The sequence below is a fragment of the Zobellia russellii genome (genome assembly GCF_018728565.1).
In the GTDB taxonomy this organism is placed as follows: domain Bacteria; phylum Bacteroidota; class Bacteroidia; order Flavobacteriales; family Flavobacteriaceae; genus Zobellia; species Zobellia russellii.
Window position 1 is genome coordinate 149319 of sequence record NZ_JACSOI010000003.1, and the last position, 13929, is coordinate 163247.

Genomic DNA, 13929 nt, shown 5'->3' on the forward strand with positions numbered 1-13929 from the left:
CACAAGATTTCATGCCAGAAGAATCTATAGAAAATATCGATTTTGATAAGTTGAACGAAACGGCTATTTCCCAGCCATTGGTAAAGCACATATACACCGCAGACCCTTCTGCCCACGTTTTTAACGGAAAAATTTACATTTACCCATCTCATGATATAGAATCTGGGATTCCTTTTGATGACTTGGGAAGCCATTTTGCAATGGAGGATTACCACGTGCTTTCCATGAACGGAATAGCGGGTGAAACGGTAGACCATGGGGTTGCACTTCATGTTGATGATGTGCCCTGGGCGGAGAAGCAAATGTGGGCACCGGATGCGGCCCATAAAGACGGGAAGTATTATTTGTACTTTCCTGCTAGGGATTATGATGGAATTTTTAAAATAGGTGTTGCCGTAGGCGATGCTCCAGAAGGACCTTTTACGCCCCAACCCGAAGCTATTAAGGGAAGTTATTCCATTGATCCAGCAGTATTCGAAGACGAGGACGGAAGCTACTACATGTATTTTGGTGGAATCTGGGGCGGACAGCTCCAAAAGTACCGTAAAAATGCTTACGATAAGACCAATGAAATGCCCGAACCCCAAGAAACGGCCTTATTGCCTATCGTAGCCAAGTTAACGGACGATATGTTGGAGTTTGCCGAGGAACCAAAAGAAGTACAAATTTTGGATGCCAATGGTAACCTTTTGTTAGAAGGGGATAATAACAGACGTTTCTTTGAAGCATCATGGGTACACAAATACAATGGCAAATACTATTTCTCATATTCCACTGGAGATACCCATTTCATTTGTTACGCTATAGGGGATAATCCATACGGACCTTTTACCTATGCCGGACGCATCTTGAATCCGGTTGTGGGTTGGACGTCTCACCATTCCATTTGTGAGGTAGATGGCAAGTGGTATCTGTTCTACCATGATTCTAGCCTTTCCCGAGGGGTTACACATCTACGATCTGTAAAGGTTGTGGAGATTACCTATAATCCAGATGGGAGTATCGTAACCTTAGACCCATATAAAGAATTTTAATCGGATTTTATAATGAAGAAAAAAGAGGGACTATCATTGTGGTAGTCCCTCTTTCTTGTTAAATGCTATAAACTGCAAATAATCATTGTTTTTGGCCGCTAGAATGTAGGATTGGGAATTTACTTGAATAGGGGCCATATGCTTCACATCTCCAGTAACAAAAAAGCCGCTTTCAGAAGCTGCTATAGGTGTAAAACCTCCTTCTCCGTTACCTTCTAGGAAGAGTCCGTGGCTTGCATCGTTACGTGGAGTCTCAACTTCCGAGGCATAAAGGTTGCCCGCTACAAGAATATCTAGGTTTCCATCCTTATTATAATCGTCTACCAATATTTCGTTAATGCTAGAGGTTTGCGCTAACACCGGAAGCTTATGAACTATAAATTTCCCGTCCTTATTTTCTAAATAGATACTGGCAAAGGATTTTACTTGATAATGAAGCGCGGATTCCAGAGACTTTTCTGTGTAGACATCTTCTAAGGTAGCTTCGGCAAAACTCTCGTAATCCTGGAACTTCTGTTTTATAGCAGGAATCTGCTGTGACGAACATCCACGGCCACGAACAGGGTACTGTTTACCATCATTATAGTAACTAAGTACAATATCTTGGTTGTTGTCCTTATCAAAATCGCTCACGAAAATATCAAACGTTTCTTCTTCAGTGGCCTTATATTTATAGTTTTCACCATTGTTGCCCAAAACATAATCCATATCGCCATCCTTGTCAAAATCGCCTTGTTGAATGCTCCACCACCAGCCAGTAGTATCTTTAGTGAGCCCCCAAGACTCAGAAACTTCCTCAAAACCGTTCTCGGTATTTTGGAACAGGCGTATGGGCATCCATTCGCCCACAATCATAATATCCTGTCTGTTGTCATTATTAAAATCTGTAATTAAGGCGCTGGTGGCCATGCCCAGATTTTGGAATTCTTGTGGTTGCATATTTTCAAAGACTTCAAAACTAACGTTGCCGTTTGTACTCGTGTTTTTAAGAAGGTAACTGGAAGTAGGGCTAGGGTAGTTTTTAGGAATCTGTCTGCCTAAGACCAGAAGGTCCGGTTTGCCATCTCCATTAAAATCGGATTGATAGACTTGGGAACCGCTAATTTTTAAATCCGGTAGGGCCATGGCATCAGATTTTTGGAAATTGCCTTGGCCGTCGTTTAGATATAATCTATCTCGTAATGCATTAGAGTTTTCTGAAAATTCATATCCTCCACTTACTACGTAGAGGTCATTATCTCCATCCCCATCGGCATCAAAAATTAAAGAACCGGAATCCTCACTTATTAAATCATCCTGTAAAAAGTTAGAAGATTGCTTTTCAAAGCCATCATCCGTCTGTAAAAATATACTACCAAGATTTCCGGAAGAGCCCCCTACGAAGTAGTCATCCAGACCATCATTGTTAAGGTCTCCAACAGCAAGAGTAGGACCAAAAGAGGACATTTTATGTGGGAGCAGAACCTGGTCCTCAAAATCATCATATTTGTTTTCTGTATGTTGATATTCAGGGAACTTTGAGTTGGTAACCGTGGCAAATAATTTAGTTTGAGATCCCTTTTTCTCAATATTCGTAACAGCACTCTCAAAATTTAAGGTCAGTGCTTGGTTGGCTTTTACCGCCTGCAGTTGTTGAACCTTTCCGTTAGGCCAAACCACTTTTAATCCGTCTACTATAGAAGCGTCGCCCAATCCAAAATGAAGCATAGGAGCTACTGAAGACTGAAATCCTCTGGTCAGCGTTAATTCTTGCATTTGTGTCCGTCCATTAACCGTTACATATACACGGGCACCTAAACCAAATGGATTGGTATTATTGCCTTGGAGCTTTATTTGTACATAATTATTGTTCTCCGAAGCGTTGTTCCTAAAAACCGAGGCTTTATCATCTATGTTATTGGTAACGATTTCCAAATCTCCATCATTATCAAGATCAGCATAGACCACGCCGTTGGAAAAACCTTTAAACTCAATGCCCCAATCCTTGTTGGCTCGTTTGAATTCTAAGTTTCCGTTGTTCTTAAAAATGAAGTTATCTATTTTCTCAGATGGAATTTTTTGACTGAGTTCCAGTAGCGTATCATTCTTTATTTTGATGGATTTCAGTTTGTTGAAATAGTCATTATTATTGATTTCCCGTCGCGTACCGTTGGATACAAAAAGGTCTTTATACCCGTCATTATCAAAATCGGCAAAAAGAGGGCCCCAGCTCCAATCGGTTGAAGAGGTTCCGGTAATTCTAGAAACATTGGAAAAATGAGGAATGCCATCTTCAAAAACTCCAGAATTCATTTGCATACAATTGTGCATGTACTGGTAATGGAACCCGGCATCTACCACGTCCCAAAACAGTTGCGGATTCATGCTGGCCATATTGGCTTTTTTTCGTCGGTTGGATTTGGCGTCCATATCTACCTGGAAAATATCTAGGTTTCCATCGTCGTTAAAATCTGCTATATCGGCTCCCATACCATAAAACGCAGTATGGGATGTAGCTTGTTTTACCACTTCTTTAAATGTACCGTCCTGATTATTAATGTACATGAAATCAGGAGAATTAAAATCATTGGATACATAAAGGTCCGGCCAAGTATCATTGTTGAGATCGCCTACGGTGGCACTTAAGGAAAGTCCGTATGCTTTAAGTCCCGAGGCTTCGGTAACATTGGTAAAGGTCTGTCCGTTATTTTGGTACAAGTGCCCGGATTCATGGTCCTGGACATTTTTCATCTTATATGAATAAACAAAGGTGGGAGAGTCAAATTTAGTAGGAGGGTAGTTGGCCACGAAAAGGTCTAGATCACCATCTTTATCATAATCAAAAAAAGTAGCTTGCACACTGTTGCCTTTATCGTTAAGACCATATTCTGCCGCCTTTTCGGTGAAAGTACCATCTCCGTTATTCATGAAAAGTTCATTGTCCTTTGGACCGAATTTGCCACCTACGGAACAATAGATATCTAGAAATCCATCTGCATTAACATCGGCCATGGTAACTCCGGTATACCAACGGTTATCACCTGTTACGCCGGCTTTTTCCGTAATATCCTCAAATTGAAGATTACCCTTGTTTAGGTATAATTTGTTAGAAACCTGGTTTCCGGTAAAGTAAAGGTCAACCAAGCCGTCATTATTAACATCCCCAGCAGATACGCCACCACCCATGTACAGGTACGAATAGGTAAAATAATTTAAGGAATCATTCTCCGTAAGGGTATTATTAAAGTGTAAACCACTAAGCTCCGGGTCTAAACCCGTAAATAATTTTGTTTCCACTTTATTGGATTCTTTGGTGCAATTCACCAAAAAAAGAAGGATAATGGAGTATACCAGTGTTTTACCGTACATATTAAAATCCATTGGATATGTGTTCAAATTTTTAAGATACAGCTTTTTTAAAATAGAATTGAAGCAAAAAAACAGTGTGTTGACCAAAACACACTGTTTTTAAAATAACTAACTCAAACTAACTCGTAAAATGTTTAGTAGCCAGGATTCTGATCTGCAGCAGAAATATTGATATTGGCATCAATCTCTGCTTGAGGTATAGGTAAAAGCTCATGCTTGCCTTCTTGGAACTGGGTCCCGGACAATTCTGTACTTGCAATTCCCCAACGGATAATATCATTGAACCTGCATTGCTCACCGGCCAATTCAACTTTACGTTCGTGTACCAAAGCATCAAAGACTTCAGCTTTGGATAATCCTGTAGGCAATGGGTCTAATGTAGCCCTTTCGCGAACTTGGTTGATGTAACCTATGGCTACATCTTGGTCACCTCCCGGTCTCGTGCTCTCACACTCGGCCATCATTAACAAAACATCGGCATATCTTAAATATTTAAAGTTGATACCAGAAGTTTGATCCTCATTGGCATCTTTGTAATAGTTGTTGTATTTGGACCAGCCTGCATTGCCACCACCATTGCTAGGGAAAGCATCTACGGTTAATGAACCGTCAGGTCCAAATGTATCTCCGTTTACGTAAAAACTTTGCTCAAAACGAATGTCTCCAATTTCATATTCCTCCAATAAATCATCCGAAGGAAAAACATTGAACCAATCATTAAAGCCATATTCTTGACCTCTAAAAGTGGCCTCGTTAGGACCTTGACCGCTGCGGTCCGAGTTCCACTGTGCGCTGGTGCCAAAATCATCATTATATTCAATTTCAAAGATAGATTCAACACCATGTTCGGTTTCTTCCATGAAATTGTCAAAGTAGTTGTCTTCCAATTGATAGCCGTTTAAAGCATTGAACTGAGCCAAAGCATCATCATATTGCTCCAAGAACAAGTATACTTTGCCCAGTAAGGCTTGAGCGGCCCCTTTTGTAGCACGGCCATTTTCTTCCTCACCCTTTACTTTAAGTACAGGAATAGCTTCTTGCAGGTCTTTGATGATCTGTGCATAAATTTCAGAACTAGGGCTCTTGCCTGGGCCGGAACCATCATCTGGGGGCAATGTAGTAACCAACGGCGCATCTCCATATCTGGTTACAATAAAGAAATGGAACAGGGCACGCAAGAACTTAGCCTCTCCAATGGCCTTTTGCTTTAGGGCATCGCTCATTTGAGAAGGTAGAATCTCATTGATTTTATCTGAATTCTCAATAACGAAATTGGCTTTGTTGATACCTCTGTAGCAACTTTCCCAATAAGCTCCAATGGCGCCATGACTGGCATCAAATGAGAAATCAAGATATTGTCTTTTATCGGCCTCTAATTGGTTGTTTCCTCCGTTTTCATGAGACATATTATCCATCATAAAGAACATATGACGACTATAGAGGCCTCTGGTCTGCAAGTTAGAGTACACCGCGTTAACGGCAGACTGTACCTGGGTGCTGTTCGTAAAAAAGGTATCTGGCGAAAGTTCGTTCGGGTTGGTCAATTCCAATGAATCTTCATTACACGATAGCACCAGACTTATCGTAGCTATGACCGTTACTAATATTTTATTTCTTTTCATGATAATTTTTTTAGAATGATAGTTGAACTCCAAGTAATACTGATTTAGGCTGTGGATAGTTACCTCTATCTATTCCCAATTCATACTGGCTATTTCCACCATTATTTGTCAAAGGGTTTCCTATCTCTGGATCCAAACCTGAATAATCTGTTATAGTAATCAAGTTCTGACCGCTCACGTAAATTCTGCATTTAGAGAAGTAATCTTCCAAGGCAGTATTTTTTAAGGTATACCCCAGTGTTATGTTCTTTAATCTGGTAAATGAACCATCTTCTACAAAACGATCGGAAATGGAGTTGAAATTCTGGGCATTACCTCCTGCAGCAGGTACGCTATTTGATGTTCCTGGGCCCGTCCAACGGTTTAGGACATTAGTGCCTGCGTTGAACAACCTTGGCATACCTTCCAAGTCATAAATATTGGTGTTGTACACATCAACACCGGATACCCCGGATATGAATAGGTTAAGGTCTAACTGCTTGTAATTAGCGTTTAGGTTTAGCCCATAAGTGAAGTCAGGATATGGGTTTCCAATTTTCACACGATCGTCCGCATTAATTTGACCATCTCCGTTTTGATCTACGAATCTAATATCTCCAGGGTTAACCGGGAACTCACCATCAACAAGGGTTTGGTTTAGATTAGCGTCTACTTCTGCACGAGTTTGGTAAATACCGTCTGTTTCATAACCGAAGAAAAAGAACAAAGGCTCGCCCACTTCAATCCTTGAGATATCCTGAGACTCAAAAGTACCCCCAGAAAGCGACTCGTTAGATCCTAAGGATTTTACTTCGTTGGTAGACGTACCTACATTAAGATTGGCAGACCATGTAAAGTCTCCGTCGTAATCATTGTAACCAATATTAAATTCAACTCCATTCGTTTCAACAGAACCTACATTTTCGGTTACGGAACCAGAGTGAATTCCTAGTGACCCGGCAAGAGGGCGACTCATAAGTAAATCATCACTGGTGTTGTTGAAGTATTCAACGGCACCCGTTAGTTTACTATTGAATAGTTCAAAATCAAGTCCAATATTCATCATGGTAGTTTCCTCCCATTTTAAATCAGGATTAGCGAGTCCGCCTGCTGTTGTTCCGGTTGCCAATGTATCGCCAAACGGATAAAAGAAATCAGAAAGTAAGGTAGCGCTGTACTGGTAATTGTTAATACGGTCGTTACCCGTAATACCCCAACTACCTCTTAATTTTAAAGTGTTGAAAGCGGTGTCCGTAAGGAAATTTTCTTTGGCAATGTTCCAACCTAAAGCTACAGAGGGAAAAGTACCCCATCTGTTGTTCTCTCCAAATCTAGAGGAAGCATCGTGTCTGATTGATGCTGCAAAAATATACTTCTGGTCAAAGTTATAGTTTAACCTACCCAAATATCCTAAGCGGTTATATTCATACGTAAAAGACTGTAAGAATGCTTTTTCTGAAGATACTTGGTTAATATCATTAGTAATGGGGTTCTGACTATTACTGTTTAGAAGCTCATCTATGGTTTCTTGTTTCTCTGCAAGTACCAGTACATCAAAATTATGCTTGTCATTAACAGAGAAGGTATAGTTTAAGCTATTGGTAATCGTAATTGATTTTCTTAGGCTAGAATTTTTGGTAATGGCCGCAAATTCTGAGCTGTGCGTAGCTCCTTGACTATCATCATTATAAGAAGGTACAAAAATATTGGTATTGGCGTTTCTGTACTCTAGACCCACTTGACTTTTAAATTTAAGCCCGTCTATAATTTCAAATTCACCAAAAATACTACCAAGAACGGCAGATGATTTGTTCACGTGTTCCCCAAGGGTTTGAACTCTAATTGGGTTCTCGCCGTCTTGGCCGTCCGCATCATTATTTGGTCCCTGAAAACCTTGTAAGTTGTTAGGATTGTAAATAGGTAAATAAGGAGCAGCTTTTATAGCATGTTCCAAAAGGGACCTATCTCCTAGGTTTCTTTCAGGGTTTTGCTTTTGAAAGGAAACCGCCATGGTTTCACCAAAATTGAATTTACCTACGGTAAAGTTACTATTGGCACGGAAAGAAAATCTTTCAAAGCCAGTTTCTATAATAGCTCCTTCCTGATCCATATATCCGGCAGAAAATCTATAGTTGTTATTGTCTCCACCACCAGCAAGTCCAAAATCTACTTTTTGCATAACACCCGTTCTAAATAGAGCGTCTTGAAAATCCGTAGTGTTCCCATTGGATTGTGAAAGGGCGGAAGTTGGGGTAAACCCAAAAGCGTCCTGTGCGTACTGTAAGTATTGCTGTGTATCCAATAGGTCAAACCTTTGGTTTGAGAAATTAACCCCTGTATATGCATCAAGCGTCACTAAGGTTTTTCCGGACCTGTTTCCTTTTTTAGTAGTCACCATAACCACACCATTAGATCCCAAAGAACCATAAATGGCCGTTGTAGAGGCATCTTTTAATATGTTGATGGATTCAATGTCATTAGGGTTCAAATCGCCCAAACCGCCAGCAATAATACCATCAATAACATACAATGGATCATTGTTGTTCATAGTACCAAGACCACGAATACGAACTACCGGGGCGGTACCGGGAGAACCGGTATTTAAGACCGTAACACCTGCGGCCCTACCTTGCAAGGCTTGATCGGCACTAGCTACTGGTAATGCGGATAGTTCTTCCGCTCCTACGGTGGCAATAGCTCCGGTTACTTCTGCACGGGACTGCGTACCGTAACCAACCACAACCACTTCATCCAAAGCTTGAGCGTCTTCTTGTAAGCTTACGTTTATAGAGGTTCTGTTTCCTACGGTAATGGTTTGTGATGTCATGCCTATATAGGAGAAAACTAAATTGTCCGAAGGGCTTACATTAGAAAGGGAATAGTTACCATCAAAATCCGTAGTTGTACCGTTTGTTGTTCCGGATACTAAGATTGTAGCACCTGGCAAGGGAGTTCCGCTTTCATCTGAAACCACACCATTAACGGTAGAGGTTTGAGAAAAAGCAAACTGTCCGATCATTACAAGACATGCAATGATCGCATGTTTAAGTTTAATCATAATCATTAAGTTTAGTTAGTTAATTTTTAGGATGTTGGTATCAATGAAAACATCACCGAAACAAATGTATGTGAAGGCTTGAACGAGAAGTAAAAGATTTGACGCATATGATGGAAATTTTGTTGCATTCCTTTTGTTATCCCAATATTTACGGGGTAAAAATGAGGAATTTAATAGTTTTGAGAGGTGAAAATTAGTAATGTGATATGTGTCTGAGAGGGCATAAATAAGAAGCGAAAAACCATATGTTATGCATATGTTTTACTTTGTATCATACAACTGCTAATTTGCATTGAAAAAATCCTAAAATATAATACCAAGAAAACGGAGTTTATAGTGCTGCAAGGCTATGTTCGCAGTAACTAGAATAGAGTACTTCAAAATACATAGAAACAAGTAGGGGAGAATGAAGGAGAGGACTATAGGAGCAGCACTTAATGGGGAGGGATAAATAAAAAAGCCCGATGTATCATCGGGCTTTTCCATATAAATTATAAGACTAAGATTTAAGCAACTTCAGCCTGAGTGTTTTCTTTTCTATTTTTCATCCAGAAATAAAGCAGGGTGAAAAGCACGATTAGAATACCAGGGAATATTGTCATTGTCAACAAAGTAGCTTGACCGGAAACCAAATCCAGTTCATCACCTGTAAAACCTTCCGCAGCAGCTTTTGCTTTATCGGCATCAATCCATCCACCAATAATTGGTTGAAAAATAGAGCTAGAGAACATACCTACGGCACCAACAATAGAAAGACCTAATGCACCACTTTTTGGAATTTTATCAGCAACAAAACCAATCATGTTAGGCCAGAAGTATGCAACACCTAGGGCAAAGAAAATAGCAGCAACATATGCCATAGCACCTGTTTGCGTGCTAAATAAGTAAATACCTAAAGTGGCAAGTACGGCAGAACCTAAAAGAACGCCGGTTTGGTTAAATCGCTTCACCATATTACCTCCAAAGAATCTTGCAATGGCCATTAGTCCCGCTGTTAAGGCAAGAATGATCATAGGGTTGGCTCCACTTTTAGAGAGGATAAGACCCACCCATTGGTTAGGGCCAAATTCGGAAATAGCCGTCAAAGACATACAAACCAACATAAAGATGAATAATGGCGATAACATAGCTTTTACGTTCCCGCCAAGTGTAGCGGCTTCTTCTACCTTAGCCTTAGGCCATGCTTGGCCAAAGAATAAATAGGCGTAGATTAAAGTAGGTATTAAAATAAGCCATATTTGACTTTCCCAGCTAAAGCTCATATCTGTCATAAAGCTTGAAATTAAGCTTCCTATAGCAATACCACCTGGGAACCACATGTGAAAACGGTTCATCATAGTACTCATCCTGTTTCCTTGGTATGCATCTGCAATCATAGGGTTACATGCGGCTTCGGTACAACCGTTACCCAAACCTATTAAAAGAGTAGAGATAAGAAGACCAGTATAACTACCGGAATAAATGGTAAGTATAATTCCTATAGCATGAGCAAAAAAAGCAAACTGCATTATGGCTTTACCACCAACTTTGTGGTAAATAAGACCCCCTATAACCATAGATAAAGGAAAGCCGATAAACCACATAGCGTTAATAAAGCCTAATTGTTCACCACTTAAACTGAGCTCTTCGCCCAATTGTGGTAAGATACCAGCCCTAATACTAAAAGAAAATGCGGTGGTAATAAGTGCAAAGCAACTCGCGTAAAAAAGTCTATTGGCGTTTGAAGCCATTTCATTTGTGTTTGTTTCCATATAATATTTGGTTTGTTGTTTTTGGTGTTCAGATTTGTAAAAGTAATTTTTATTAAAAGTTTTTTTACGAAAATCGAAACGAAAGATAATTTAAAAATATGTAATTGATAAAAAAAAAGTGAATTTAACAATCCTTGGTTTACTTGCCTAACACAGGAAAATTAGACAAAAAGTTCATTTTTAAAATTCAAAATGTGTTAAAAGTACACTTAATTGAAATTGGAGGTATATCTTCAAGGTGCCAAAAGTCAGGTGGTTAGGAGTAAAAAAGACTTAATGCTATAAAATGGCAGACTTACGGCTGAAAAGGTAGTTTGCGCCCATCCCATTGACTGGATATTCTTAAAACTAACAAATTTGTATTGCTTTGATAAAATAATGTTTCAGAAAGTGAGAAAAACGCAAATTTTGATGAAATAAGTTGGCTTATTATTTTTATATTCACAGTTGCTTTGTAGATGTACCAGCTACTGCAAATAATCCTAGAAATATACAGAAAATGAAAGTAGACAAGACCAAAACCAGTATGATCAAAAAATCCAGAAGAGATTTTGTTAGAAACACCGCCTTATTTACTGGCGGGGCATTGTTGTTGCCCAATTTACAGATGAGCGGTATGGCAAATGTATTAGGGGACAAGAAATTGAAATTAGCACTAGTAGGTTGTGGAGGTCGTGGAACCGGCGCAGCTGTACAAGCGTTGAATGCAGATGATAATATAGAGCTTGTGGCTATGGCCGATGCCTTTGAAGATCGTCTAAAAGGTAGTTTGGCCAATATTTCAAAGGCAATGGGCGAGACTAAGAAAATTAATGTGAAGGAAAAGAACCAATTTGTTGGTTTTGATGCTGCTACAAAGGCAATGGACCTAGCAGATGTTGTTATCCTTGCAACGCCTCCAGGATTTCGTCCGCAGCATTTTGAATATGCGGTAAACAATGGCAAACACGTCTTTATGGAAAAACCGGTTGCTACAGATGTACCTGGCGTTCGTAAGGTTTTGGCCGCTGCCAAAAAGGCCAAAGAGAATAAATTGAACGTTGTTGTAGGTCTGCAAAGACATTATCAAGATAGTTATCTATCTGCCATTGACCAGATTAAAAAAGATGCCATCGGTAAAATTGTTTCGGGACAGGTGTATTGGAACAGTGGTGGTGTTTGGGTTCGTGAGCGCCAACCACAGCAAAGTGAGTTGGAATACCAAATGCGTAACTGGTATTATTTTAATTGGTTATGCGGAGACCATATTTTGGAACAGCATATCCATAATATAGATGTTGCCAATTGGTTTGTTGGTGAATACCCAATTTCTGCCCAAGGTATGGGTGGTAGACAGGTTCGCAACGGTAAGGACCATGGTGAGATTTATGACCACCACTTTGTAGAATACACTTATCCTAGTGGCGCGGTCGTTGCTAGTCAATGTCGTCATCAGCCGGAAACTATGAGTAAGGTTTCGGAGTTTTTCCAAGGAACAAAGGGTACCGTTTATACAAAAGGAGATACCGCTACAATTACAGATTGGAGCGGAAACTCGGTCTTTGAACATAGAGGTAAGGATGATCCTAATCCATATGAAATAGAACATATAAAGTTGTTTGAATCCATAAGAAACGGAGGTGTGATAGCTGATGCCGAAAATGGGGCCAAGAGTACCATGAGTGCCATTATAGGAAGAATGGCAACATATTCGGGTAAAGTAATTGAATGGGACGAAGCCATGCAATCTAACATTGATTTGGCACCCGATGATTTAACATGGGATTCTCCAGCCCCCGTACAACCTAATGCGGACGGTAGTTACAACATTCCAAAACCAGGTGAAACCGTAGTCATATAATTTATAAGTATCACAAAATAACAATGTCCCCGTCTTTTTCGGGGACATTTTTTTGTTTCCGTTTTAAAAGAAACAGACGGAATCCAATATAGTGGTTAACCGGAAAATAGGTTTAACTTTGTTTTCCATTTTTGAAATAGAATTATGCATAATACAATCAAAATACTTGCTTCTGTTGCGGTTTTATGTTTTGCCATAGGGTGCAAAGAAGATAAATCACAAAAGGCAGAGGTAGTAAAAACTCCAGAAAAGAAAGAGGAGTCCAAGCCAATTGTGGTAGATACAACGGTAGTTAAGGAAAAACCAGAAGATGTAACTACTCCCAAAGGAATGGTTTGGATTCCAGGAGCAGTTTTCTCACAAGGTGCCGTACCACAGGATAAAGGGGCAATGGAACATGAGAAACCAGCACATAAGGTTGCCGTTGATGGTTTTTTTATGGACATTACGGAAGTAACCAATGACCAGTTTAAAGAATTTGTAAAGGAAACAGGTTATAAAACAGTTGCCGAAAGGGAAATAGATTGGGAGGAAATGAAAAAGCAACTTCCCGAAGGCACTCCCAAACCACATGATAGTATCATGCAACCAGGGTCGCTAACGTTTAAGCAGGCAAAAAGTCCTGTGCCCAATCTTTATGATTTCTCACAATGGTGGAGTTGGACCATTGGTGCAGATTGGCAGCATCCTAACGGACCCAAAAGTTCCATTAAAGGAAAAGGGAATTATCCCGTAGTGCATATTGCTTATGAAGATGCCTTGGCTTATTGCGAGTGGGCCAACAGACGTTTGCCTACCGAAGCGGAATGGGAACGTGCTGCACGTGGTAATCACTTAACTACAACTTATTTCTGGGGAGATGAGGATACGAAATTATCGGAAAAAGCGAATACCTGGGAGGGTGAGTTTCCGGTAACCAATGTAGAAACGGATGGTTTTGGACTTCGGGCACCTGTAAAATCATATCCTGCCAATGATTTTGGTCTTTATGATATGGCCGGAAATGTTTGGGAATGGACCAATGACTGGTATAACACCAATTACTATAAAGAGTTAAGCGCAACATATCCGGTAGCTAAAAACCCGTTGGGTGCGGATCAAGCCTATAATGAAAGAGACCCTTATGCAAGGGAGAAAGTTATGAAAGGCGGCTCGTTCTTGTGTAATGCCAGTTATTGCGCCAGTTATAGGATATCGTCTCGTATGGCTACAAGTTTAGATTCATCATTGGAACATTTGGGTTTTAGAACTGTTGCAACGCCCGATATGGTCCGCAATTCAAAATAAACAACTTCTC

At 40.0% G+C, this 13929-nt stretch carries 7 protein-coding genes; 3 read left to right on the forward strand and 4 right to left on the reverse strand.

The genetic code is table 11. The annotated features are described in order from the left end of the window. Positions 1-11: 11 nt before the first annotated feature. On the forward strand, positions 12-1034 hold the full coding sequence (locus H9565_RS08705) for a glycoside hydrolase family 43 protein (RefSeq protein ID WP_215438855.1): 1023 nt from the start codon (positions 12-14) through the stop codon (positions 1032-1034). Positions 1035-1067: 33 nt separating this feature from the next. Here H9565_RS08705 and H9565_RS08710 read toward each other — a convergent pair whose 3' ends face one another. The 4 genes from H9565_RS08710 to H9565_RS08725 all read right to left on the reverse strand — a co-directional run bounded on the left by H9565_RS08710 (position 1068) and on the right by H9565_RS08725 (position 10792). Beyond that, the gene (locus tag H9565_RS08710) at positions 1068-4394 is read right to left on the reverse strand and encodes a VCBS repeat-containing protein (RefSeq protein WP_246560439.1); all 3327 of its coding nucleotides are present in this window, start codon (positions 4392-4394) and stop codon (positions 1068-1070) included. A gap of 122 nt (positions 4395-4516) precedes the next feature. Beyond that, positions 4517-6004 carry a RagB/SusD family nutrient uptake outer membrane protein gene (locus H9565_RS08715; protein ID WP_215438856.1) on the reverse strand — a complete coding sequence of 496 codons (1488 nt, stop codon included), beginning with the start codon at positions 6002-6004 and terminating at the stop codon, positions 4517-4519. A 10-nt stretch (positions 6005-6014) separates the two neighbouring features. Continuing rightward, positions 6015-9041, reverse strand: coding sequence for a SusC/RagA family TonB-linked outer membrane protein (locus H9565_RS08720; protein WP_246560442.1), 3027 nt, complete (start codon positions 9039-9041; stop codon positions 6015-6017). Positions 9042-9547: 506 nt separating this feature from the next. Continuing rightward, complete coding sequence (locus H9565_RS08725) at positions 9548-10792, reverse strand: MFS transporter (protein ID WP_246560444.1); 1245 nt, start codon at positions 10790-10792, stop codon at positions 9548-9550. 499 nt (positions 10793-11291) lie between these two features. Between H9565_RS08725 and H9565_RS08730 the strand changes: the two genes are divergently transcribed. Next, the gene (locus tag H9565_RS08730; RefSeq protein WP_215438859.1) at positions 11292-12632 is read left to right on the forward strand and encodes a Gfo/Idh/MocA family protein; all 1341 of its coding nucleotides are present in this window, start codon (positions 11292-11294) and stop codon (positions 12630-12632) included. A 144-nt stretch (positions 12633-12776) separates the two neighbouring features. Continuing rightward, complete coding sequence (locus H9565_RS08735) at positions 12777-13919, forward strand: formylglycine-generating enzyme family protein (protein WP_215438860.1); 1143 nt, start codon at positions 12777-12779, stop codon at positions 13917-13919. Positions 13920-13929 lie beyond the last annotated feature (10 nt).